The organism is Limibacillus halophilus, from assembly GCF_014191775.1.
In the GTDB taxonomy this organism is placed as follows: domain Bacteria; phylum Pseudomonadota; class Alphaproteobacteria; order Kiloniellales; family CECT-8803; genus Limibacillus; species Limibacillus halophilus.
Genome location: NZ_JACHXA010000006.1, coordinates 176,929 through 199,682, shown reverse-complemented (window position 1 = coordinate 199,682; position 22,754 = coordinate 176,929). Strand labels below are relative to the sequence as shown.

20 protein-coding genes and 1 other RNA gene are annotated in these 22,754 nt (G+C 59.5%); 11 read left to right on the top strand and 10 right to left on the bottom strand.

The features are described from left to right. The first annotated feature begins 65 nt into the window (after positions 1 to 65). Positions 66 to 542: a hypothetical protein gene (locus tag FHR98_RS11940; protein WP_183416919.1), complete on the top strand. Its 477-nt coding sequence runs from the start codon at positions 66 to 68 to the stop codon at positions 540 to 542. Between the two features lie 44 nt (positions 543 to 586). Here FHR98_RS11940 and FHR98_RS11935 read toward each other — a convergent pair whose 3' ends face one another. Beyond that, positions 587 to 2,110 (bottom strand): AMP-binding protein, encoded by a 1,524-nt coding sequence (locus FHR98_RS11935; RefSeq protein ID WP_183416918.1) that lies wholly within the window; start codon positions 2,108 to 2,110, stop codon positions 587 to 589. Between the two features lie 203 nt (positions 2,111 to 2,313). Here FHR98_RS11935 and FHR98_RS11930 point away from each other — a divergent pair, with 203 nt between their 5' ends. Beyond that, positions 2,314 to 3,456, top strand: a complete 1,143-nt coding sequence (locus FHR98_RS11930) for a TAXI family TRAP transporter solute-binding subunit (protein WP_183416917.1) — start codon at positions 2,314 to 2,316, stop codon at positions 3,454 to 3,456. Between the two features lie 25 nt (positions 3,457 to 3,481). On the opposite strand, the gene FHR98_RS11925 is transcribed toward FHR98_RS11930, so the two are convergent. Then, positions 3,482 to 4,129 carry a glutathione S-transferase family protein gene (locus FHR98_RS11925; RefSeq protein ID WP_183416916.1) on the bottom strand — a complete coding sequence of 216 codons (648 nt, stop codon included), beginning with the start codon at positions 4,127 to 4,129 and terminating at the stop codon, positions 3,482 to 3,484. A gap of 112 nt (positions 4,130 to 4,241) precedes the next feature. Here FHR98_RS11925 and FHR98_RS11920 point away from each other — a divergent pair, with 112 nt between their 5' ends. Together FHR98_RS11920 and FHR98_RS11915 are read left to right on the top strand one after the other, a co-directional pair. Next, entirely contained in the window at positions 4,242 to 5,630 is a 1,389-nt protein-coding gene (locus FHR98_RS11920; RefSeq protein WP_183416915.1) for a leucyl aminopeptidase family protein, read from the top strand. Positions 5,631 to 5,752: 122 nt separating this feature from the next. Next, a complete protein-coding gene (locus tag FHR98_RS11915; protein ID WP_183416914.1) occupies positions 5,753 to 6,196 on the top strand; it encodes a universal stress protein in 444 nt (147 codons plus the stop codon). Between the two features lie 30 nt (positions 6,197 to 6,226). On the opposite strand, the gene FHR98_RS11910 is transcribed toward FHR98_RS11915, so the two are convergent. From FHR98_RS11910 to FHR98_RS16595, 7 genes are all read right to left on the bottom strand, one after another. Next, on the bottom strand, positions 6,227 to 7,156 hold the full coding sequence (locus FHR98_RS11910) for a 2-hydroxyacid dehydrogenase (RefSeq protein ID WP_183416913.1): 930 nt from the start codon (positions 7,154 to 7,156) through the stop codon (positions 6,227 to 6,229). A 33-nt stretch (positions 7,157 to 7,189) separates the two neighbouring features. Beyond that, positions 7,190 to 8,827: an ABC transporter ATP-binding protein gene (locus tag FHR98_RS11905; RefSeq protein WP_183416912.1), complete on the bottom strand. Its 1,638-nt coding sequence runs from the start codon at positions 8,825 to 8,827 to the stop codon at positions 7,190 to 7,192. Continuing rightward, entirely contained in the window at positions 8,827 to 9,948 is a 1,122-nt protein-coding gene (locus tag FHR98_RS11900) for an ABC transporter permease (protein WP_183416911.1), read from the bottom strand. Before FHR98_RS11900 ends, FHR98_RS11905 begins: the two co-directional genes overlap by 1 nt. Positions 9,949 to 9,953: 5 nt before the next feature. After that, complete coding sequence (locus FHR98_RS11895; RefSeq protein ID WP_183416910.1) at positions 9,954 to 11,066, bottom strand: microcin C ABC transporter permease YejB; 1,113 nt, start codon at positions 11,064 to 11,066, stop codon at positions 9,954 to 9,956. Between the two features lie 10 nt (positions 11,067 to 11,076). Further along, positions 11,077 to 12,963 carry an extracellular solute-binding protein gene (locus tag FHR98_RS11890; protein WP_183416909.1) on the bottom strand — a complete coding sequence of 629 codons (1,887 nt, stop codon included), beginning with the start codon at positions 12,961 to 12,963 and terminating at the stop codon, positions 11,077 to 11,079. A gap of 129 nt (positions 12,964 to 13,092) precedes the next feature. Then, positions 13,093 to 13,905 (bottom strand): inositol monophosphatase family protein, encoded by an 813-nt coding sequence (locus tag FHR98_RS11885; protein WP_322091251.1) that lies wholly within the window; start codon positions 13,903 to 13,905, stop codon positions 13,093 to 13,095. A 203-nt stretch (positions 13,906 to 14,108) separates the two neighbouring features. Continuing rightward, the gene (locus FHR98_RS16595; RefSeq protein WP_221205865.1) at positions 14,109 to 15,158 is read right to left on the bottom strand and encodes a c-type cytochrome; all 1,050 of its coding nucleotides are present in this window, start codon (positions 15,156 to 15,158) and stop codon (positions 14,109 to 14,111) included. Positions 15,159 to 15,391: 233 nt separating this feature from the next. On the opposite strand from FHR98_RS16595, the gene FHR98_RS11870 reads away from it, so the two are divergent. Continuing rightward, entirely contained in the window at positions 15,392 to 16,153 is a 762-nt protein-coding gene (locus tag FHR98_RS11870) for a 3-deoxy-manno-octulosonate cytidylyltransferase (protein WP_183416954.1), read from the top strand. Between the two features lie 66 nt (positions 16,154 to 16,219). Next, complete coding sequence (locus tag FHR98_RS11865; RefSeq protein ID WP_183416907.1) at positions 16,220 to 17,080, top strand: prephenate dehydratase; 861 nt, start codon at positions 16,220 to 16,222, stop codon at positions 17,078 to 17,080. A 28-nt stretch (positions 17,081 to 17,108) separates the two neighbouring features. On the opposite strand, the gene nudC is transcribed toward FHR98_RS11865, so the two are convergent. Further along, entirely contained in the window at positions 17,109 to 18,035 is a 927-nt protein-coding gene (nudC, locus tag FHR98_RS11860) for an NAD(+) diphosphatase (protein WP_183416906.1), read from the bottom strand. A gap of 112 nt (positions 18,036 to 18,147) precedes the next feature. On the opposite strand from nudC, the gene ffs reads away from it, so the two are divergent. The 5 genes from ffs to FHR98_RS11835 all read left to right on the top strand — a co-directional run bounded on the left by ffs (position 18,148) and on the right by FHR98_RS11835 (position 22,633). Next, an RNA gene (gene ffs, locus FHR98_RS11855) (signal recognition particle sRNA small type) lies at positions 18,148 to 18,244 on the top strand. 62 nt (positions 18,245 to 18,306) lie between these two features. Continuing rightward, positions 18,307 to 20,169, top strand: a complete 1,863-nt coding sequence (locus FHR98_RS11850) for a DNA polymerase III subunit gamma/tau (RefSeq protein ID WP_183416905.1) — start codon at positions 18,307 to 18,309, stop codon at positions 20,167 to 20,169. Further along, complete coding sequence (locus FHR98_RS11845; protein ID WP_183416904.1) at positions 20,166 to 20,489, top strand: YbaB/EbfC family nucleoid-associated protein; 324 nt, start codon at positions 20,166 to 20,168, stop codon at positions 20,487 to 20,489. Before FHR98_RS11850 ends, FHR98_RS11845 begins: the two co-directional genes overlap by 4 nt. Before the next feature lie 28 nt (positions 20,490 to 20,517). Continuing rightward, on the top strand, positions 20,518 to 21,120 hold the full coding sequence (gene recR / locus FHR98_RS11840) for a recombination mediator RecR (RefSeq protein ID WP_183416903.1): 603 nt from the start codon (positions 20,518 to 20,520) through the stop codon (positions 21,118 to 21,120). A gap of 91 nt (positions 21,121 to 21,211) precedes the next feature. Next, complete coding sequence (locus FHR98_RS11835; protein WP_183416902.1) at positions 21,212 to 22,633, top strand: DUF4139 domain-containing protein; 1,422 nt, start codon at positions 21,212 to 21,214, stop codon at positions 22,631 to 22,633. Positions 22,634 to 22,754: the final 121 nt, after the last annotated feature.

Below are 22,754 nucleotides of genomic sequence, written 5' to 3'. Positions count from 1 at the left end.
ATGCGCCGGAACAGCGCGATGCAACAGCGGCTCCGGCAAGCAAGTATGAAAGGCGAGGTTAGAGTATGAGGAAATCCCCCCTTCTTTTACCCGTTTACGCGGCAGCTCTGCTGTTCGGCGGGTCGTTGGTCGCTCAGGCGCAAGAGCAGGCGACCGTCATCGAGCTTACACAGGTTGCCTGTCAGTTTGTTGAGTCGGAGAATGGCGTCGATCACAATTTCACGACGACGAAGAAGGCCGATTGCGAGGCGATCAACTCGGAATCCGGGCAAACGCGCCTTGATGCGGCGCAAGTGCTCAAGCTGAAGCCCGGCAAGTACGTCTTCCGGGTGACCAACAAAGATGTGCCTTATGGGTTGGGTTTCTGGTTGCGTGGTGATGGGTTGGTGAGCCGAGCGACGCTGCCCAGCGTTTCCGGTGGCGGTTTGAACACGGGCGTCACCAAGGATTACGAGATCACCTTGACGGAAGGTGAGTATCTGTACTCTTGCCCTTTGAACACGACACCAGACTACCGTTTGGTCGTCAGCGCCGACAGCTAAGTCGCTTGAAGCCGGGTGAGCCGCGACTGTTGTTGGGGGGCGGCTCACTCGATCATTTTGCGCAGCTCGGTTTTTAGAACCTTGCCGTAGTTGTTCTTCGGCAAGCCTTCCACGAATCTGTACTTCTTCGGTCGCTTGAAGCGCGCTATTTCGGCCAGACACAACGCGTCCAAGCCAGTTTCGTTTACCGCTGCATCCGGGCGGGCTACGACAAAGGCCACGACTTCCTCGCCCCATTCGGCATGTGGCATGCCGACGACGGAGCATTCGAGGACGGCGGGGTGCCGGAGGAGGACCTCTTCCACTTCACGCGGATAGATGTTGCTGCCCCCGGATATGATCACGTCCTTCGAACGGTCCATGAGTGTCAGGTATCCCTCGTCGTCCAGGGCACCGACATCACCTGTATGCAGCCAGCCGTCCCGCAAAGTCATGAGGCTTGCTTCCGGGTTCTGCCAGTAGCCCGGCATGACGGAAGGTCCGCGGACTAGAACTTCGCCGACTTCATCCTTGGGGAGAGGATTGCCCTCCTCATCGGCAATTCTGACTTCAACCGCACTTTGCGCCTGTCCGACGGAAGCCAAACGCTTTTCGTAACGTGGATTGTCGGTATCGAGGTGATCACCGCGTCCCAGCGCCGTGATCGTCATCGGACTCTCGCCTTGGCCGTAAATCTGCACAAAGGCAGGGCCGAAGCGGGCCATGGCCGCCTTCAGGTCGGCGACGTACATCGGCCCGCCGCCGTAAACGACGGTCTTGAGGTTGCGGCTGTCTACATCCCAATTGGCGGCGGCCTGTTCCAAGCGCTTTACCATCGTGGGCGCCGCAAAAAAGCAAAGGTTCGGCGTTTGGGGTAGCAGCTTGAAAATTTCCTCGGGGTCGAACTGGCCACTTTCCGGGATGACCTGGCAACCGCCTGCGGCGACGATCGGTATGTTGTAGAGGCCGGAACCGTGGGACATCGGCGCTGCCTGCAACCAATGGTCCTCGCTTGTCGCCGCATCAACGTCGGCGAAGTAGCACAAAGTCATGGCGAGGAGGTTTTGATGGGTAAGGATTGCGCCCTTGGGGCGTCCCGTCGTGCCGCTGGTATAGAATAGCCAAGCCATTTCGTTGGCTTCAACCGGGACGCAATCGAGAGGTTCGTTTTCCAGGAGGCGGCTGTAGTCGGCGCTATCAACGTCGATAACCTCTCGTAGGTTCGGCAGCTCGCTGGATAGTGTGGACAGGTCGCTTGCCAAGTCCTTCGTTGCGAAGCAAAGCTTTGCGCCGCTGTGCTCCAGCATGTAGCGAAACTCGTTACGATGGAGTTTGGCGTTCATTGGCACGGCGGCCAAACCGGCAATCCATGCGCCGTAGAGAACTTCAAGATAGGTGGGGGTATTCTTCATTGCGATGGCGACGCGGTCGCCGCGCTGCAAGCCGAATTGCTGAACCATCGACGCTGCGATCCTGCATGTCCGAGACGCAAGATCACGATAATCAGCGAAGATCGTGGTGCCGACCTTGATTGCAGCGGAATTCGGTCTGCGTTGGGCGCTGCGGATAAGAAGGTTGGCAAGGTTCATGTCCAGGCTCCGGGTAAGAAGTTCATGTGAATTCTGTACGTAGTTAAAGGTTAAAGGCTAATTCCTGAAGGATTTTGCTGCTATAGGGCGGCAAGGGCGTTATCGTACGTAACAGCCTTTCTTCGTTCGAATAGTTTTTCCTTGGCTTCGCGTGCAAGCTTGATTATTCGCGCCGCTTAGCCGCAGATCATTGGACGGCCAACATGTCTCCTTTGTTACGCCCCGGAAATCGCTCTATCTCAGCCACGCGCGCGCTTTCTCTGTCGCTATTGCTTATCATAGGCGCGGTTTCTTCGGGCAAGGCCCAGGATATTGAATTCTTCAGGATTGGCACGGGTTCGACTAGCGGTACTTACTTCCCTATCGGTGGTCTTATCGCCGCGGCCATGTCCAACCCTCCGGGCAGCCGCACTTGTGGCGAGGGCGGAAGCTGCGGCGTCAGCGGTTTGATTGCCGTGGCGCAGTCGACGAACGGCTCTGTCGCTAACGTCAAGGCGATTCAAAAAGGCGAGATCGAGTCGGGATTCTCGCAATCAGATGTCGCCTATTGGGCCTACAACGCCCAGCAGGAGTTCGCCGAGTCAGGTCCGGCCGACAAGCTGCGGGCAATCGCCAACCTTTATCCGGAGTCCCTACATCTTGTGGTCAGCGAAAGCGCGGCCGTCTTCACGCCGAGCCAGCTAAAAGGTAAACGGATATCCCTGGACCGGGAAGGTTCGGGAACCAGAGTTGACACCTTGCTGGTGTTGGAGGCCTACGGTTTGAAGGAAAGCGACATGGAGGCCCTGGCTCTGCCGCCGGGGGTTGCAGCGGATCGTCTTGCCCTGGGCGAAATCGACGGTTTCTTCCTGGTTGCCGGCACGCCCGCCGAAGCGGTGACGCAGCTTGCGGCGACCTCTAGAATCGGATTGGTGCCGATTACCGGCGAACCTGCTGAAAAACTGTTAAAGGCCTATCCCTTCTTTTCACAGGATTTCATTTCGCCGGGAACCTATCCCAATGTCGGCGCGGTGGAAACCATCAGTGTCGGCGCCCAGTGGCTGGTCAGTTCAGACGTAAGCGACGATCTAGTTTATCAACTCACGAAAGCGCTCTGGCATGAGAACACCAAAAGGCTGCTAGGCGGCGGGCACCCGAAAGGTGCTCTGATTCGGATCGAAACGGCGCTTGCCGGGTTGTCGGTTCCTTTGCATGCAGGGGCCGAACGTTACTATCGCGAAATTGGCGTTCTCGACGATGCGCTGATGGAAAACCTGCCGAAAGTACTGCCGCCGCAAGAAAGCGGATCGCAAGACGGCGAACCCAAACCGGCAGGCGTGATTCCAAAGGAAAAGCCTGCGGGCTAACAGCGCGTGCGGCAGGGCGCTGTTCTCAAGGCTCGGCGATGACCCATTTCTCTTGCTTGGCCAAACGATACCACTCGGCAAAGGGCGGATAGTCTGTGATTGTATCGCAGTAGGCTTCGCTGGCTTTCGGCAGGTCTATGTCGTAGGTCAGAAAACGGCTTACAAGTGGTGCATGAAAGGCATCTGCGATACTGAATTCTCCCATCAGGAAAGGCCCTCGGGACGCGTATTGGGCGCGTGCGCCTTCCCACAGCTCCACAATTCGCGCGATATCCCGTTTGGTCGCCGCTCGCATGGCGGGGCGCTCTCTGCGTGCCCGCATATCCATCGGCAGTTCCTCCCGCAAGTCGGCAAAGCCGCTGTGCATTTCCGCAGCAAGGCAGCGGGCAATAGCGCGGGCTTCGGCGTCCTGCGGCCAAAGCTTGGCCGCCGGAAAGGTGTCCGCCAGGTATTCACTGATCGCCAGCGAATCCCAGATTGTCAGGTCGCCATGCTGTAAAACCGGCACGCGAAGAGATGGCGACCATTGCCGCAGCTTCTCGGCGGTATCCGGGCGATCCAGGGGAATCACGACTTCCTCGAAGTCGACACCGGTCGCCTCCAGCGCCAGCCAGGCGCGTAGTGACCAAGAAGAGTAGTTTCTATTGCCAATTATCAAGCACCAGTTCGCCATAGTCCTCGTTCCGTCTTATTGCGATTGCCTTGCACGGGGAACCTGACAAAATGTGAGCGCCCCTTCGGGCTGCAATCAAGGCATTTTATAATCCGAGTTCCTGGAGCGATATATGGTTGGCAATCTGAGCGCAGATGGCGGAGCCGAGGCGGTTCCTGTCTTTTGCCTTTACAAGGCGCAGTTTGACGAATGGCTGGGGACCCAACCTCCGGGCGTGCGAACTTGGTTGCAGGCAACGGGGTTTGATGCCGCCGCCGGGCAACTGGCTCTCGTCCCCGACGAGCGGGGAACGGTAGCTTGTGTGGTCTACGGCCAGAATTTGAACGATCTCTTATGGAGCTACGCAGCTCTTGCGGCCAAGCTTCCGGCCGGACTTTATCGTCTGCAGGGGAATATGGATGAAGCTGAAGCCGACCGCGCCAGCCTGGGTTGGGGCTTGGCTTCCTATCGGTTCGATCGTTATCGCTCAGGCAAACCCAAAGACGAGGCCAAGCCTGCGCAGTTGGTCTGGCCGACCAATGCCAGGCGCGCAAGGGTCGAGGCGTTGTTGGAAGGCATCTTCCTGACCCGGGATCTGATCAACACGCCGGCCAATGACATGGGCCCCGCAGAACTTGCAGCGGCAGCGCAGGACCTTGCGGTGAAACACGAGGCCACCGTCGCCGTTATCGAGGGTGAGGATTTGCTGGCTAGAGGCTATCCGGCCATCCACGCGGTGGGCAAGGGCAGTGCGCGGGCCCCGCGCTTGATCGATCTTACCTGGGGCAGCACCGGTCCGCTTATCACACTGGTTGGCAAGGGGGTTTGTTTCGACAGCGGTGGACTTGATCTGAAGCCTTCCAGCGGCATGCTGTTGATGAAGAAGGACATGGGTGGGGCTGCCCATGCCCTGGGCCTTGCCAGTTTCATCATGGCGCAAGGCTTGCCTTTGCGTTTGCGCGTGCTGATACCCGCGGTCGAGAATTCGGTTTCCGGCACCTCCTACAGGCCGCTTGATGTGATCGGAACGCGCAAGGGCCTGACGATTGAGGTCGGCAATACCGATGCGGAGGGGCGGATCGTGTTGGCCGATGCCCTGGCGGAGGCTTGCCGGGATAAACCCGATGCGATTTTTGATTTCGCAACCTTGACCGGTGCCGCCCGTGTCGCATTGGGTCCGGAATTGCCTGCGTTGTTCAGCAACGACGACAAACTTGCCACCGCGATTCTGGAGGCATCCGAAGCGGAAGACGACCCCTTGTGGCGCTTGCCGTTGCATCGCGCTTACCGGTCGCAGCTCGACGGCAAGGTCGCTGATCTGAACAACATCTCAAGCGAACCCTATGCGGGCGCCATCATTGCCGGCCTGTTCCTGGAGTGCTTCGTGGAGGAGGGAATTCCCTGGGCACATGTCGATTTGATGGCCTGGAACAGTCGAGCGCGACCGGGCCGTCCTCAAGGCGCAGAGGCGATGGGGTTGCGCGCGGCGGCGAGGTGCATTGAAAAGCTGGTCAGCGCGTAGAAAGACCTTAGATCGGCCCCTATACAGCATTCTTTGGAAAGAATGGGTCGGTCTGGTGGTCTTGCCAAGGCAGAAGAGACTGTTACTCTCTTTGACTGCTTGAAGCCTTTTGGGGGTGGCAAATGTTCAAGAATATCCTGTGCGCGGTAGATGGGTCCGACCATTCCCTGAGAGCGGCTAAGGCCGCAGCCGAGCTGGCGGCGCAGTTTAATGCGAAGCTAACGATCTTGGCGGTCACCAAGCAGATCAAGCTCAGCACCGAGATTCGCCGCTATATGGAGATGGAACATCTCTCCGGTGAGCCTCAGTACGTGCTTGACGACTATACCGAACAGGTAATCGAGGGCGCGTTGGAGGCAGCCGACCATGACGGCGTTTCCAACATAAAGACGGTGGTTAAGGAAGGCCCGCCCGCGCGCACCATCGTCAAGTACGCCGATCGCCATGACATCGATACCATCGTGTTGGGAAGCCGTGGCCTCGGTGATATCGAAAGTGCCTTGCTCGGCAGTGTTTCGCACAAGGTAGCGTCGCTTTCGAAGTGTACCGTCGTTACGGTTCGCTAGAGGGCTTCCCACCGACACCATCAATCGGGTTTAGTATCCCCGCTTTAGGTCGACGGTGTGACTTGGCGCATCGCCTTTCTTGATGCGTGCGATATTGTCGAGCACCGCCAGTACGGCGGTTTCCGGGTTTGTCATGGAGGCAACATGCGGGGTTAGAATGACCTTCGGATGATCCCAAAAGGGACTTTCGGCCGGCAGCGGCTCCTGCCTGAAAACATCGAGCACAGCGCCGCCGATCTGGCCGCTGTCCAGGGCCTCCAGCAGCGCATCTTCATCGACCTGCCGCCCACGTCCGACAGACACCAACAGCGCACCCGTTGGAAGCTGGGCCAGGGTTTCGCGATTCAGAATGCTTTCGGTCTCCGGCGTCAGGGGCAACAGGCAAACAAGCAGGTCGCTACGGCTCAAAAAGGCCTTCAACTCTGTCTCTCCGGCGAAGGAGTCGACGCCGGAAATCTCCTTCCGGGTGCGGCTCCACCCGGCGACCGGGAAGCCAAAAGTCGATAGAACGCGCGCCGATTCCTGACCCAGGGTACCCAGGCCCAAAATTCCGACCCGGCGCTGCGCGGTGGGAATCTGGTTTATTTCCTCCCAATGGTGGGCCGTTTGCTGCGATCGGTACTCCAGCATGAAGCGGTGCAACATCAAGCTCGCCATGACGACGAACTCGGTCATCCCGGCCGTCAATCCCGGTTCGACCATGCGAACAATGGGGATGCCCTCGGGCAATTCACCTGCCGCCATCAGGTGGTCGATCCCAGCGCCGACAGAAAAAATCGCCTTGAGGTTGGGCAGGCGGCTGAGCACACCCTCCGGTGGCGCCCAAACCAGCACATATTCGATATCATCGGGATTCCCGATCTCAGGCCATTGGCGCAGTTCAAGCTCGGGCGCGTGCTTGGCGAAGGCCTGTGCCCAGGCCGTCCCCCGGTCAATATCGGTCTTGAAGAGTAACGCCATGGTGCAGCAATAATCCTTCGTCTTTTGGTGGGACTAAGTTCGAACGACGCCGTCTTCGGTTGCCTCCAACTCGAAGGCGGCGCGCATAAGGGCTTTGGTATAAGCCTCTTGCGGCGCGTCGAAGATTGAGGCGGACGGTCCTTGCTCCACGACGATGCCGTCCTTCATCACCATGACGTCATGCGCCAAGGCGCGCACAACCCGAAGATCATGGCTGATGAACAGGTATGCCAGACCGTGGCGATCCTGCAGGTCGCGGAGCAGGTCCACGATCTGGGCTTGCACCGACATATCGAGTGCCGAGGTGGGTTCGTCCAAAACGATGAGGCGCGGTTTCAGAACGATGGCGCGGGCAATGGCCACGCGCTGGCGCTGGCCGCCGGAAAACTCGTGGGGGTAGCGATGGCGGCTTTCGGGATCGAGACCAACCTCCTCAAGCGCCTCGACGATCAGAGAGTCGCGCTCGCTGTGGGACATATTGGCGGCATGCACCTGCAAGCCTTCGCCAATGATCTGGGCAATCGACAGGCGCGGGGATAGGGAACCATAAGGGTCCTGGAAAACGACCTGCATCTGGCTGCGCAACGGGCGGAGATCGCCGCTTGAGAGCGGCTGCAAGTCCCGTCCTTCAAAACGTATGCCGCCCTTGCTGGAGATCAAGCGCAACACCGCCATCCCAAGCGTTGTCTTCCCCGAGCCGCTTTCGCCCACGATACCAAGCGTTTGCCCCTGGCGCAGGGCGAGGGTTATGCCGTCGACCGCCTTCACGTGGTCTACCGCGCGCTTCAACAGCCCTTTGCGGATGGGGAAGTGAACCTTGATATCTTCGGCTTCCAGAAGGAGCTTTGCTTCCCGGGAGGTCTCAAGGGGCGTGCCTTTCGGCTCCGCCGCCAACAGCCGTTGCGTATAGGGATGGTGCGGGTTCTCGAAGATTTCCTGGGCCGGGCCCTGTTCCACGGCCTCTCCATCGGTCATGACGAGGACACGATCGGCCACCTTGCGGACGATGTTGAGATCATGGGTGATCAGCAGCATGGCCATACCCATCTCCTGCTGCAGTTCCTTCAGCAGCTTGAGTATCTGAGCCTGGATGGTGACGTCCAACGCCGTGGTCGGTTCGTCGGCGATCAGCAAGTCGGGCTCGTTGGCAAGCGCCATGGCGATCATCACGCGCTGGCGTTGCCCGCCGGAAAGTTCGTGCGGGTAGGCCGCCAGGCGGCGCGCCGGATCTGGAATCCCCACAAGCTTGAGAAGCTCCAGGGTGCGTTTGCGCGCGGCTTCGCGACCCAGACCCTTGTGCAGCAACAGCGTTTCGCCGATCTGCTTCTCGACGCTATGCAACGGGTTTAGCGAGGTCATCGGCTCCTGAAAGATCATGGAGATCTTGTTGCCCCGAACCGAGCGTAACGACTTCGTAGAGGCGCCAACCAGTTCCTCACCCTGGAACAGGATTGAACTTCCTGTCGGGTGGCTGGCGACAGGGTAGGGCAGCAGTTGCAAGATAGAGAGCGCGGATACGGATTTACCCGACCCGCTTTCGCCGACCAGCGCAACGGTCTCGCCCTTGTCCAGGCTGTAGCTAAGGCGCCGGACAGCTTGCACGGTGCGCCCCGGCAGCCGAAAATCGACCGAGAGGTTCCTGATCTCAAGAAGGGGACTTTTCTCGCTCATCAGGCGGGTTCCTCGATGGTGGCGCTGGTTGCGGTCTCGGGCGGCGGCGGCTCCCCGGCGAACAGCTTGCGCGGGTCGAAGGCGTCACGCACGGCCTCGCCGATGAAAACCAGCAAGCTCAGCATGATGGCGATGGTGAAGAAACCGGTCAGGCCCAACCACGGCGCCTGGAGATTGGCCTTTCCCTGCGCCAGAAGTTCGCCCAGTGAGGCCGACCCCGGCGGCAAGCCGATCCCCAGAAAATCGAGTGCCGTCAACGTCGTGATCGAGCCTGAAAGGATAAAGGGCATGAAGGTAAGCGTTGCAACCATGGCATTCGGCAGGACGTGCCGGAACATAATCACCCGATCGGTCACGCCAAGCGCGCGCGCCGCGCGCACATAATCCAGATTGCGGACCTTCAGAAACTCCGCGCGCACGACACCAACGAGACCCATCCAGGAGAACAGCAGCATCAGTCCCAGCAGGAGCCAGAAGTTGGGCTCGATCAAACTGGCCAGGATGATCAGCAGGTAAAGAATCGGCAGACCGGACCAGATTTCAATGAACCGCTGGAAGATCAGATCTGTCCAACCGCCGAAGTACCCCTGTACGGCACCCGCGGCTACGCCGACGACCGACGAGATCAGCGTCAGGGCCAGACCGAAGATAACGGAAATGCGAAAGCCGTGAATCAGCCTCGCGACAACGTCGCGGGCTTGATCATCCGTGCCTAGCCAGTGTTCTCCGTCAGGGGCCGAGGGTGCGGGCGTCGGCAGATCCCACGCGACGGTGCGGTGGTCATAGGGAATGATCGGCTCGATCATGAAACCCTTGTCCGAGATCAACGCGCGCACATAAGGGTCGCCGTAGTCGGTCCGGGTGAGGAACTCGCCGCCGAAGGTCGTCTCCGGATAATCCTTGAGCACCGGCAGATAAATGCCGCCGTCGTAGTAGACGAGGATCGGTTCATCGTTTGCCACGACTTCCGCAAAAAGGGAGATGAAGAACAGCGCCAGGAAAATCCAAAGCGACCAGAATCCTCGGCCGTTCGCGCGGAAATTGTGCAGCCGCCGTCGCGTAATCGGTGAGATGACCACGCCAAGAAAACGATCCTGCTTTACGGTGTTCGGGCGGGTCATGATGTTCAGACCTCCCGGCTTTCGAAGTCGATTCTTGGATCGATGATGGTGTACATCAGGTCGCCCACCAAGTTGAGCAGCAACCCCAATAGGGAGAAGAAAAACAACGTGCCGAACATGACCGGATAGTCGCGCTGGAATGCGGCTTCAAAGCCCAAGAGACCTAGGCCGTCGAGCGAGAAAATAACCTCGATCAGTAGGGCGCCCGTGAAGATCACCGATATGAATGCGCCGGGAAAACCGGCAATGACGATCAACATGGCGTTACGGAAGACATGGCCGTAAAGCACGCGTCTTTCCGTCAGCCCCTTGGCCCGGGCGGTAATCACATACTGCTGTCCGATCTGATCGAGGAACGAATTCTTGGTAAGCATCGTCAATCCGGCGAAGCCGCCGACCACCATGGCCGTTATCGGCAGTGCGAGATGCCAGAAATAGTCCGTGATCTTTTGCGGCCACGAGAGTTGGTCGAAGTTGTCTGACGTCAAACCGCGCAGCGGGAACCAATCGAGATAACTGCCGCCGGCGAACACCACGATCAGCAGGATCGCGAAGAGGAAAGACGGTATCGCATAGCCAACGATGACCACACCGCTGGTCCAGATATCGAAGCGGCTGCCATCGCGGACCGCTTTGGAAATTCCAAGCGGAATGGAAACCAGATAGATCAGGATGGTCGACCAGAGCCCGAGAGAAATAGAGACCGGTAGCTTGTCTATGACGAGTTCGACGACATCCCGGTCGCGGAAGAAACTCTTGCCAAAATCGAAAACGATATAGTTCCGCATCATCAGGAAGAAACGCTCTAGCGGCGGTTTGTCGAAGCCGAACATGCGCTCCAACTCGGCGATAAAGGCCGGGTCGAGACCTTGCGCGCCGCGATAGGTGCCCTGCTGCCCAGCGGCTGTCGTGCTGCTGCTGCCGCCGCCGCCGGCAACCTCTCCGCCGCCGCCCCGAGATACGCGCTCGACGATGGCGGTGCCCTCGCCGGTAATCTGGGAAATCAGCTGTTCGACCGGGCCGCCGGGGGCTGCCTGGATGACGGCGAAGTTGATCACCATGATTCCGAAGAGCGTCGGGATGATCAGGAAGAGACGGCGGATGATATAGGCCAGCATGGGTCTTACCTTACTCCGTCGCTTTGCTGTTGCTGTCGGCGGTCTGACGGCGTCGGCTGAGCTTGTCCGCTTTGGCTCTGTCGATCCACCAGGAATCTATCTGCGCGCCATTCTTAGGTACGATCTCGGGTTGTCCGAAGATATCCCAATAGGCGATGCGGTCGATGCGGATGTGCCAATTTGGGACCACGTAATGACCCCATAGAAGGACACGATCCAACGCGCGCGTCGTGGCCACGAGGCTTTCGCGGTCCGGCGCGGCGATCAGTTGCTCGATCAGGCTATCGACGACCGGGTCGCAAACACCGGTCAGATTGCGGCTGCCCGGTGACTCGGCAGCCTGGCAACCCCAGAAATTGCGCTGCTCGTTGCCGGGGGAATCCGATTGACCCCAACTTCCGACAATCATGTCGAACTCAAAGCTGCGGATGCGGTTGACGTACTGCGAGGAATCGACAAGCCGGACCCGTGCGTCGATGCCGAGGCGCCGTAGGTTCCGAATGTAGGGAAGGACGATGCGCTCGAAGGCCGGCGAGGATAGCAAAATCTCGAAGCCCATCTGCTCGCCGGTCTCTGCATTCACCATCTTCATGTCACGAACAATCCACCCGGCTTCCTCGAGTAAAGCGAAGGCTTGCCGGAGGTTGTCGCGCGGCCATCCACTGCCGTCGGTCGAAGGAACGCTATAGGTCTCGGTGAAGACTTCCGGCGGCAAGCTGTCGCGATAGGATTCCAGGATTTCCAGTTCCGCGCCTGTCGGCAATCCGCGCGATGCCAGTTCCGAATTGGAAAAATAGCTTTCTGTGCGGGTGTACTGGCTGAAAAACAGGTTACGGTTCGTCCATTCGAAGTCGAACGCAAAGGCCAAAGCCCGTCGAACGAGACGATTGTCGAAAGGCGCGCGGCGGGTGTTCATGGCAAACGACTGCATGCCGGTCGGCCGTTCGTTTGGAATTTCCGCTAGAATCACCTTGCCGTCTCGCACCGCTTGAACATCGTAATCGACGGCCCACGCCTTGGCTTGATTCTCGACGCGCAGATCGATGTCGCCGCCCTTGAGCGCTTCGCGCACGATGGTGTCGTCGCGGTAATAGTCGTAGCGAATTTCGTCCCAGTTGTTACGGCCCTTTTGTACCGGCAGATCGCGCGCCCAATAGTTCTCGACCCGTTTGTAGGTGACGAATCGCCCAGGCTCGAAACTTTCGACTTTGTAAGGACCGCTGCCCAGGGGAGGTTCCAGGGTCGTCGTCGAAAAATCCCGGGCCTCCCAGTAATGCTTCGGCAAGATGGATAGTTGCCCGATGATGAGCGGCAACTCCCGGTTTCCGGTCTCGCTGAAGGTGAAGCGAACCGTTCGCGGCCCGGTAATTTCCGTCGAGGCCACGCTCCCATAGTAGAAGCGGTAGAAGGGATGGCCCTGGGTCCGCAAGAGATCGAGAGAGAAGATAACGTCCTCGACGGTGATCGGCTTGCCGTCATGCCAGTAGGCATCGTCACGCAGCGTGAAGGCCACCCACGAGCGATCATCCGGCCACTCGACGCTCTCACAAAGCAGGCAGTACTCCGTAAAGGCCTCGTCGGCGCTGGATTCCATCAGAGAATCATAGATTCCCCCGATGCCGGCCGCCGCCTCGCCCTTGATAATGAAGTTGTTGAAGGAGTCGAAAGCGCCAACATCCGCGAGCCGCAAGCTGCCGCCTTTGGGTGCTTCCGGATTCACGTAATCGAAGTGCTTGAAGTCGGGCCCGTACTTGGGTTCGCCATGCATCGCGATGGCATTCGATTTGTGAACGGCCGGACCTGATTCGGATTGCTGCGCGGTGACATCGCTCGAGGGCCACAACAGGGCTGCTGCGATTGCCAGGACTGGAAACAGGAACCTGCGCGTTGGCGACATCTCCAGCGACTTTGCCTCCCGTTAGGGTTTCTCGTTGAACCTCGATGAGGTTCTGGTCGGACACCGGCCAGCCAACGATGTGATGGCCTTTTTGCGACAGGTCAAGGCCCTGCCTGAACCAAATGCAGCCTAAAGCGACTCGGCAAGGAGGGAAAGAGTTGCCTCCAGGCACCTGCGGTCTCCCGCTGCAATCACGCTGCCGTCCGATTGCAGGGTCAAAGGCGCGCCTTGCCAGTCGGTCATGATACCACCGGCCTCCTCGATCACCGGAACCAAGGCCATGTAGTCGTACACGCCCAGGCTCGATTCCACCACAAGGTCCACGAAACCGCTGGCAAGCAATCCGAAACCGTAACAATCGTTGCCCCAGGTGGTGAAGCGAACCGCCTCGCTGAGACGTTGGAAGGCCGGAATTTTCGGTCCCTTGAACATCTCCGGCGCAGTTGCCGTCAGCATGGCGTCGGAGAGGGTAGGGCAGGCACGAACATGACTTTTGTGCGTGCCTCTGTAATCGGTAAAAAGTGTTCCCAGCCCGCGCGCCGCTGCCCATCGCTCATGCTTCATGGGCATGTCGATCAATCCCAGCAAAGGCTCGCCATTCCAGGTGAGCGCAAACAGCGACCCGTAACCAATATTGCCGGTGACAAACTGCTTGGTGCCGTCAATCGGGTCGATCACCCAAATAAACTCCGCATCGCCGCGGCTGACGCCTTGCTCCTCGCCGATGATTCCGTGCTTTGGGAAGTGTTTTTCGAAGACCGCACGCGCCGCCAACTCAGCTTCCCGGTCCGCGCGGGTGACCGGCGACTCGTCGTTCTTGCTGATCACATCGATTTCCCGCCGGAAGTACCCACGCGTCACCGCTGCTGCCGCGTCGGCGGCTTCGGCGGCGATACTCAAACAGCGGTTCAAGAAGTCTGTATCCTGAAAGACCTGGGGCACGCGCAAACTCCTGGATGATAGGGGACGGTAGCGGAACGGCATATTCCCACAAGGCCTCGGGCGAACCAAGTGCAAGCAAGGCTTGCGGGGGGCGGCAAAAAAATTGGGGCCGATTCGATTCGGCCCCAATTTCCTCATTCTTCAACGGCACGTGACTCCTCGAGCCATAGTCCTTGAGACAGGTCCGAGGCGGGTGTCCTCTATTAGGAATCCTTCTCCGGCAAGGGGGCCGGAGAGGCCGACAGAGACCGCAGATAAAGGATCAAATCGGCGCGGTCCTGGTCATTGCTGATCCCGGCGAATGTCATCTTTGTGCCGGGTGCAAATTCCTTGGGGCTCTTGAGGTAGCTATCGAGACTGCCGAAATCCCAAGCACCTTCCTTGGCGGCCAGCGCGTCAGAGTAGCGATAGCCCTCGTGGTTCGCGATGTCCGCGCCGACCACGCCGTAAAGATTCGGCCCGACCTTGTTGGGTCCGCCCTCGTCAAATGAATGACAAGCGGCGCACTTGCGCGCGACCTTCTGCCCGTTCTCGGCATCACCGGTGATCATCAGGGCAGTCACGGCCGCCGCACCCGCCACGGCCTCGGCGGCATCCGTGACAGCGCCTACCGCGCTACCCGCAGCCTCTGCGACGGCACTGGCGGCATCACTCGCGGCCTCGGCTACAGTGCTGGCGGCACCCTCGGCCGGCGCGGCGGAGGCATTGCTTTCCTCCGGGCTCGGCAACGGCAGGGGCGACGCGCTCAAGCTGCGCAGATAGGCGATGAGAGCTGCTCGGTCGGCCGGCTTGCTGATTCCGGCAAAGCTCATTTTGGTGCCGGGGGCGTAATCCTTCGGATTGGCCAGGAAAGCGCTAAGGGCCTCATAAGTCCAGGTTTCGCTCGCGGAGCCGAGCAGTCCATCGGAATAAGAAAAGTCGTCCCTGTGTCCGACCTTGGCTCCCACGATGCCATAGAGATTGGGGCCGACCTTGTTTGCGCCCCCTTCCTCAAAGGTATGACATGCGGTGCATTTCTTGGCGACACCCTGGCCGTCTTCGACATTGGCGTCGGCGAGCAGAGCCAGGACCGGATCGACGGTCGGACCCTCATCCACCGTTGCATCGGTTGCTGATTCCAAACCGGCAACGTGGTAGACGCTTTCCTCCAGTTCGTGCTCAGGCACGAGGAGATGGGCGGCGAAGCCCGACGCCATGGCGATTACGCCTCCCGTTAAAACGGCTGCAGCAATTTTATTCAGTTCGAGGGACATCACGCTTCCCCTGGATGTACAAGTATGGTTGGCGCGGGACTTTAGTGCGCGCGCGCCCGGCAATCAACAGCATGGACAGCGAAAAGCACTTTTCGCTTTCCGCCTCCCTCATTAACCTTTCGCACGCGGTAAAGCCAGATACAGTTTGCGTTCGGTTCGAAGGCTTTTTACGCGGCAGAGAGTCGCAGCGCCAGCATAGAAGGTGGCGCTTCAACCCGAAAGACGAGGATTTCATGGCCGAGGCCCAAAACCCGATCGTTGTAATTCCAGCCCGCATGGCGGCAAGCCGCCTGCCCGGCAAGCCGCTTGCCCAGATTGCAGGGGTGCCAATGATCGTGCAGGTTTTGCGGCGCGCTCAAGAGGCGGATGTCGGACCGGTTGTCGTGGCGGCAGGCGATCGGGAAATCCTGGAGGCGGTGGAAGCGGCGGGCGGCCGTGCAATTATGACGGATCCGGATTTGCCCAGCGGGTCCGACCGAATCCATCAGGCCCTGGAACGTTGCGACCCCGAGCGCAGGCACAATGTCGTGGTCAATCTCCAAGGCGACCTTCCGACTTTGGATTCGGCGGCATTACGCACTGTCCTGGTCCCGCTGAGCGATACCAGCGTGGATATCGCGACCCTTTGCGCGGAAATCAAAGAAGAAGCCGAGCGCACCAACCCGAACGTGGTCAAGATCGCCTGTCTTTTCGAAGGTCCAGGGCGTCAGGCGAAGGCGCTCTATTTCAGTCGAGCGCCGATACCTTGGGACCAAGGCAATACCGCTCTTCCGCTCTATCACCACATCGGTATCTACGCTTACCGGCGCCAGGCCTTGGATCGTTTTGTGTCTTTGCCGCCATCACCACTTGAAAAGCGCGAGAAGCTGGAGCAATTACGGGCCCTGGAAGCTGGCATGCGGCTTGGCGTCGCCTGCGTTGACACCATACCACTGGGTGTCGATACTCCGGCCGACCTGGAGCGCGCCCGGCAGATGCTTTCGGCCCGCACTTGAAGCGCGGGAATCAGGGCTTTTAGGCGTGACCAGACCTTTATCATCAGCAAATTGCGAGACCAGCAGATGGCGCAGAAAAAAATAGCCTTTCAAGGCGTCCCGGGTGCTTACTCCGACATGGCCTGCCGGACGGTTTTCCCGGCCTACGAAACACTGCCTTGCTCGTCTTTCGAGGATACCTTTGGCGCGGTGGTCTCGGACAACGCCCAATTCGCTATGATCCCAATCGACAACTCCAGTGCCGGGCGTGTGGCCGACATCCATCATCTGTTGCCAAGCTCAGGCCTGCATATCATCGGCGAACATTTCCATAAGGTCGAACATCAACTCCTGGCGCCGGAGGGTGTGACGCTGGAGGATGTGAAAATCGTACGTAGCCATGTTCATGCCCTGTCGCAGTGCCGGCGTATGATCAAGGAGCGAGGCTGGAAGGCGATCGTTCATGCCGACACCGCCGGTTCCGCTGCCGAACTCGCGGAGAAGAAGTCTCCCAACGAGGCCGCCATCGCATCCAAGCTGGCGGGCGAGATTTACGGCCTGAAATCGCTGGCCAGCAACATCGAGGACGAGGCGCACAATACAACGCGCTTCATAATCATGGCCCGCGATCCAATCCATCCCGAGCCCGAGACGGGTCCGGTCGTAACGAGTTTCGTCTTCCGCGTGCGTTCGGTTCCGGCGGCGCTTTACAAGGCGTTGGGCGGCTTTGCGACCAACGGCGTCAACCTGACCAAGTTGGAGAGCTACATCCTGGATGGGTCCTTCAATGTCGCGCAGTTTTATGCCGATATCGAAGGTCACCCTGATAATCGCTCGGTGAGGCTGGCCCTGGAAGAACTCAGCTTCTTCTCCCGAGAAGTGAAGATTCTCGGTGTTTATCCGGCCAGCCCATTTCGCAGGCAGGAAAACGGCATCGGGGGATTCTGAACAGCGTAGGCGACGGCGCTTGGTGGGTTCAAAAGTCGTCGTTCAGCCAGCTTGTCACTAGGTGCCGGGCTATGGAATCCCGCCTTGGCAGACGCAGTGTGTCGTCTTCCGGGGCGTTCAAGAGTTCATCCCGTGTAAACCAAGCGGCGCTCTCCAACTCGTTGGGATCGATTTTCAGGGTGTGTTCGTTCGTACGGGCAAAAAATCCCAACATGATGGAGGAGGGAAAAGGCCAGGGCTGGGACGAGTGGTAGACCACATCGCTTACCGCCAAGCCGACTTCCTCGAACACCTCGCGGGCGACGGCCTCCTCCAGGCTTTCGCCGGGCTCGACGAACCCAGCCAATGTCGAGTGCATGCCGCTCGGCCAAGCTTGTTGGCGGCCCAGGACGCAGCGCTCGCCGTCGTGCACCAACATGATGACGGCGGGATCGGTGCGCGGGAAATGCAGCGCGCTGCACCCCTCATTGGTGCAGCGCCGCTGGTGTCCGGCATTCTCTGATCGTGTGGGCGAGCCACAAACCCCGCAGTACCCATGCCGCTGGTGCCACCAGCACAGGCCGCGCGCATAGGCCAGCAGCGACCCCTCCCAACGATCGAGCAGCGGTCCGACCCGCCGCAGATCCTCGAAGTTGGCTTCACCCAGGGCTTCAATGACGGTGACATCGCTCGGATCGTCGTACTGACTGAGATCGAGCGCGGCGAAGGTTACTTCTTCGCGATGTCCCAGGAGGAAAGGCTCATGACCGCTCGCCAGCAAGCGTTCCATCTGATCCAGACTATCCAGAAACAGAGGCCGAGGGGCTTCCGGATTTGAAACAAGGTTGTGGTTGCGCCACACCGGTACCAGCCGCAGCCGGCCGGTCCGAATCGCCAGGGTTATCCATGCCGGATCGCGGCGCAGAAGTTCTGCGCGGTCCAACCCGCCGCCGCTATAGAAATTGCTCCGTGCCATGACGCTAAACTGCCCCTTTCCTCAGAGTCTGGCAACGGGAACTGATGACATAGGATTTTTGCGCCGCTTTACCCTTGCCCCAAGCGCCCTTTCTGTGGCTATAGTGGGCTTGGGTGGCTGGCGGCGGACGAGTCCCTCGCCAACCCGGTCAGGTCCGGAAGGAAGCAGCCGTAACGAGTTCGGCTCGGGTCGTCTGTCCAGCCTCCCACCCCATTGCGGTCATGAGACCGTGACGGCGAGGTCGTAATTCCCGCAACAGCCCCAAGCATCTATGACCGATCAAACCGCCGACAGGACCGACACCGCGCCCCAGGCGCCTTATCGAGTCCTGGCACGCAAGTATCGGCCCAGTAATTTCTCCGAGCTGATCGGCCAGGAGGCGTTGGTGCGCACCTTGACCAACGCCATCAACGGCGGGCGTTTGGCGCATGCTTTCGTATTGACCGGTGTGCGTGGTGTCGGCAAGACCACCACCGCGCGGATTCTGGCCAAAGCCCTCAATTGCATCGGTCAGGACGGTAGCGGGCAGGCCACGGCGGCGCCCTGCGGCGTTTGCGATCATTGTAAGGCCATAGCCGAGGACCGCGATGTTGATGTGATAGAGATGGATGCGGCCAGCCGCACCGGCGTCGACGATATGCGCGAACTGCTCGACGGTGTGCGGTACCGTCCGGTTTCCGCGCGTTACAAGGTCTATATCATCGACGAGGTGCACATGCTCTCAACCAGCGCGTTCAACGCGCTGTTGAAGACCCTTGAAGAGCCGCCTGAGCACGTGGTTTTCGTCTTTGCTACGACGGAAATTCGCAAGGTTCCCGTCACCGTTCTCTCGCGATGCCAACGCTTTGATCTACGCCGCGTCGATCAAGTGGAGCTGGTCACGCATTTCCAAGGCCTGTTGGCGCGCGAGAAGGTGTCAGCCGATGACTTGGCGATTGCCATGATCGCTCGCGCCGCTGACGGCTCGGTCCGAGATGGGCTATCGCTGCTCGATCAAGCCATCGCGCTGGGCGGCGGAAAGGTGGAGAGCGAACTGGTGCGGGAGATGCTGGGGTTAGCCGATCGCTCCCAGATATTCGATTTGCTGGATCACCTCATGGGCGGCCGCATTCAAGAAGCTTTGGCGGTGATGGGCGACCTACATGCCAAGGGCGCTGATCCTGCTGTGGTTTTGCAAGACCTTCTTGAGCTGACTCACTGGCTGACCCGGGCAAAGCTTATTCCGCAGAATGCGGCGGAAGCCGGATTGCCGGAGGCAGAGCGCGTTCGGGGCCGGGCCATGGCTGAAGCGCTTTCGATGCCGGTTCTGTCGCGCGCTTGGCAGATACTGCTGAAGGGATTGCAGGAAACCCAGTTCGCTCCGGCGCCGCTTAGCGCCGCCGAGATGGTATTGATTCGCTTGGCCCATATCAGCGACCTGCCGCCACCGGGCGATCTGGTAAAGCGCTTGGTGGGCCAGAACGACACTTCAGGCCGTGCTCCAGGCAACACGAAAGGCGGGCCCGAGGGTGGCAGCGATGCCCCCCGCGCCCGGTTGGTCAGTAGCGGTGGCGGTGGCGCCAGCTTGCCGCAACCGCAGGAGGCGCCGCAGACCAGTTCAGAAAGCGAGCCGCAAGGCGAAGATGCCCTCGAACCTGTTACAGCGCCAGCGCCTCAGGCGGAAATTCCCAAGGATTTCGAGGCGGTTGCAGCTCTTTGTAGCCGGATGAAGGAGCCACGATTAGCGGCTCTATTGGTCAATGAGGTAAATCTTGTCGCCTTCGAGCCCGGTCGTATAGAAATTCGCCCAAGTGAGCGTGCGCCGCGTGATTTGGCCGGACGCCTATCCCGCTTTTTGACCGAGTGGACGCAAATGCGCTGGGTGGTTACGGTCTCCGGCGCCGCCGGAGAGGCAACTCTGTCTGAGCAACGCGCCGATGCGGAGGCGGCCGAACGTCGTCAGGTTCTGGCGGAGCCCCTGGTGCGCAGCGTCCAGGAATTGTTCCCCGGCGCGAAGTTGATCGCGATCACGGGCGCCTCTCTCGAAACGGAGGCTGTCGAGGAGGCCCTGTCGAATTTAGGGTTGGATGACGATTTGGAAGTGGACCCGGAAGCTCTGGAAGCTTTCCTGGGCGATGGGGAGGATCTGGAATGAAGAATCTTGGGCAGATGATGAAACAGGCCCAGCAGATGCAGGCCAAGATGGCGGAGATGCAGGAGCAATTGGCGGCCGCGGAAGTCACGGGCGTTGCTGGGGGTGGGTTGGTGCAGGTGACGATGAATGGGAAGGGCGAGTTACGGAATCTCTCCATTGAGCCATCATTGGTTGATCCGAATGACGTGGAAGTTCTGGAGGACCTGATCGTCGCCGCAGCAAACGACGCGAAGGCGAAAGTCGAAGCCTACGTGCAAGAACAGATGCAGGAAATTACCGGCGGTATGCAGCTTCCTCCCGGCCTTAAATTACCGTTTTGAGCTTCAGGCGAAGGAGCTTCGTACCGCTGTGAGCGCTGGTGAAATCGAGAGGCTGATACAGCTTTTGGCCCGCTTGCCGGGACTAGGCCCTCGATCCGCGCGCCGGGCGGCGCTGGCGCTGTTGGAGCGGCGCGAGCAGCTGTTGGTGCCACTGGCCGCGGCGTTGCAGCAGACCGCGGAGCGGGTTGTGTCCTGCGGTCGTTGCGGCAACCTCGATTCCCAAGACCCCTGCAGCCTTTGTGTCGATCCTGTTCGAGACGACAGCCTCATCTGTGTCGTGGAAGAAGTAGCGGATCTCTGGGCGCTTGAACGTAGCGGCGCTTTCAAGGGGCGCTACCATGTCTTGGGCGGGACCCTGTCGGCGCTTGATGGCCGCGGACCCGAGGAACTCCGTGTTGCAAGCCTTGTCGAGCGTGCCTCCGACACAAAGGTGGTCGAGGTGATCTTTGCCCTGGGCGCTACGGTCGATGGCCAAACCACGGCCCATTATCTGGCCGAAAGGCTGGCTGGTTGCGATGTCAGGCTGTCGCGGCTTGCACATGGCGTTCCGGTCGGCGGACAGCTCGACTATCTGGATGACGGTACGCTTACCGCGGCTATGCGCGCGCGCAGTCCAGCCGCCTCTTCTTGATCTTTATCCTGCCATGTTCTTAGCCTAGGTTCGGTTACAATCGAGTCTGCGCATAGTGGATTTTCTTTCTATGAAGTAAGGGGTGCAGATCATGGTCAATTCGCGAGCTTGCGTTGCAGCCGCCCTAATTTTGTTGGCTAGCGTCGGATCAGGCCAGGCCGAGCCGTTGCGGCTGCCATCGTCCCAAAGAGATCTATCGGTGACGATCTACACCAGCAATCTAGCGTTCTTCGCCGATGCGCGTGCGGTAACGCTGCAACAAGGCGAGACAATCCTTGAGATCGAGGGAATCAGTAAAAATCTGATCCCGGAAAGCCTTTTCGTCGAAGGAAAGGGCTTTCACGTGCAGGAGCAAAGCTTCCGCCCGGCCAATTTGACGCCCGCAGCCCTGCTGCGCGCTTCGGTGGGCAAGAACGTACGGGTCGAGATCGCAGCCGAAGGGGACGATAGCGACATTCGAATTGTCGAGGGAGAGTTGCTGTCGGTTGATGGTGGCGCGCTGGTGCGCATAGGTGAGGAAGTCCGCATCGTAGCGGCCGATAGGGTGCTTTTGCCGGGTGTCCCGGACGCCCTGGATGCCAACGACCTTTTGGAGGTGCGGCTCGATACACAGAATGCCGGGGCAGGGGATGCGGTGATTGGTTACCTTGCGCAGGGTTTCTCATGGACTGCCGACTATGTCGCCAAATTGGACAACAACGAGGAACACCTTGCCATTGTCGCCAAGGCAACGCTCCGGAATGATACCGATGAAAGCTATGAGCATGCCCATGTGAGCCTGGTGGCGGGTGATATTTCCCGTGTGCGGCCGCAGCCGGCAATGCCTGTCAAAGCACAGTTCGAGATGATGTCAGGCGATGCGAGTGCTGGCATGCGCGCCGCCATGCCGCAGCAGGAAACTGCGGGCGAATATCACCGTTACGTGCTGCCATCGCGCGTCAGCCTTCCGGCCGGAACGGTAAAGCAAGTCGTCTTCCTAGAGGCGAACTCGGTTGCCGTCACCAAGCGTTATCGCATTGAGAACTTGCTGCGCGCGCAAACAACGCAGGGAGATAAGTTGGGGCCGGTCAACGCTTCAGTTGATATGCTGTTGAAAAACGAAAGATCGGAGGGGCTTGGTCGCCCACTTCCTGCGGGTGTCTGGCGTGTCTACGGAGAATCGCCTGAAGGCGGCGCCTTGCTGTTGGGGGAATCCCGCCAGGATCATCTGGCCGAGAACGGCGAGGCTACCCTGACGCTGGGGGCAGCCTTCGATATCACGGCCGAAGCTGTAACGAACGACTACAAGCAGGTGTCGAACCGCTCCTTCGAAACCGAACAAACCGTCACGGTGAAGAATGCCAAGAACGAAGCGGTTCAGGTCGAGTTGGTTGGCGATTACCCGCCGAACACGCGCGTTTTGAAAGAGACCCAGGCTCATGAAGCCGTTTCCGCGACGCGCCTGCTTTGGAACCTGCAGGTCCCGCCAAAGGGTGAATCTGTTCTGGTGTACCGGGTGCTCGTCAGTTACTGATCTTAGTCGAAAAGTCGAGTCTGGGGGCGGAGCGGCGGTTTTTCGCATATTGCCCCTTTGATTTTGCTTGTATCAGAGACTATCAATTCGCCTCGCGGCTTGGCGATCAAGAGGCAGTCTA

Excerpts from the sequence above, each read along its gene's own strand:
- FHR98_RS11940 (WP_183416919.1), top strand. The coding sequence starts at position 66 with ATGAGGAAATCCCCCCTTCTTTTACCCGTTTACGCGGCAGCTCTGCTG.
- FHR98_RS11935 (WP_183416918.1), bottom strand. The coding sequence starts at position 2,110 with ATGAACCTTGCCAACCTTCTTATCCGCAGCGCCCAACGCAGACCGAAT.
- FHR98_RS11930 (WP_183416917.1), top strand. The coding sequence starts at position 2,314 with ATGTCTCCTTTGTTACGCCCCGGAAATCGCTCTATCTCAGCCACGCGC.
- FHR98_RS11925 (WP_183416916.1), bottom strand. The coding sequence starts at position 4,129 with ATGGCGAACTGGTGCTTGATAATTGGCAATAGAAACTACTCTTCTTGG.
- FHR98_RS11920 (WP_183416915.1), top strand. The coding sequence starts at position 4,242 with ATGGTTGGCAATCTGAGCGCAGATGGCGGAGCCGAGGCGGTTCCTGTC.
- FHR98_RS11915 (WP_183416914.1), top strand. The coding sequence starts at position 5,753 with ATGTTCAAGAATATCCTGTGCGCGGTAGATGGGTCCGACCATTCCCTG.
- FHR98_RS11910 (WP_183416913.1), bottom strand. The coding sequence starts at position 7,156 with ATGGCGTTACTCTTCAAGACCGATATTGACCGGGGGACGGCCTGGGCA.
- FHR98_RS11905 (WP_183416912.1), bottom strand. The coding sequence starts at position 8,827 with ATGAGCGAGAAAAGTCCCCTTCTTGAGATCAGGAACCTCTCGGTCGAT.
- FHR98_RS11900 (WP_183416911.1), bottom strand. The coding sequence starts at position 9,948 with ATGACCCGCCCGAACACCGTAAAGCAGGATCGTTTTCTTGGCGTGGTC.
- FHR98_RS11895 (WP_183416910.1), bottom strand. The coding sequence starts at position 11,066 with ATGCTGGCCTATATCATCCGCCGTCTCTTCCTGATCATCCCGACGCTC.
- FHR98_RS11890 (WP_183416909.1), bottom strand. The coding sequence starts at position 12,963 with ATGTCGCCAACGCGCAGGTTCCTGTTTCCAGTCCTGGCAATCGCAGCA.
- FHR98_RS16595 (WP_221205865.1), bottom strand. The coding sequence starts at position 15,158 with ATGTCCCTCGAACTGAATAAAATTGCTGCAGCCGTTTTAACGGGAGGC.
- FHR98_RS11870 (WP_183416954.1), top strand. The coding sequence starts at position 15,392 with ATGGCCGAGGCCCAAAACCCGATCGTTGTAATTCCAGCCCGCATGGCG.
- FHR98_RS11865 (WP_183416907.1), top strand. The coding sequence starts at position 16,220 with ATGGCGCAGAAAAAAATAGCCTTTCAAGGCGTCCCGGGTGCTTACTCC.
- nudC (WP_183416906.1), bottom strand. The coding sequence starts at position 18,035 with ATGGCACGGAGCAATTTCTATAGCGGCGGCGGGTTGGACCGCGCAGAA.
- FHR98_RS11850 (WP_183416905.1), top strand. The coding sequence starts at position 18,307 with ATGACCGATCAAACCGCCGACAGGACCGACACCGCGCCCCAGGCGCCT.
- FHR98_RS11845 (WP_183416904.1), top strand. The coding sequence starts at position 20,166 with ATGAAGAATCTTGGGCAGATGATGAAACAGGCCCAGCAGATGCAGGCC.
- FHR98_RS11835 (WP_183416902.1), top strand. The coding sequence starts at position 21,212 with ATGGTCAATTCGCGAGCTTGCGTTGCAGCCGCCCTAATTTTGTTGGCT.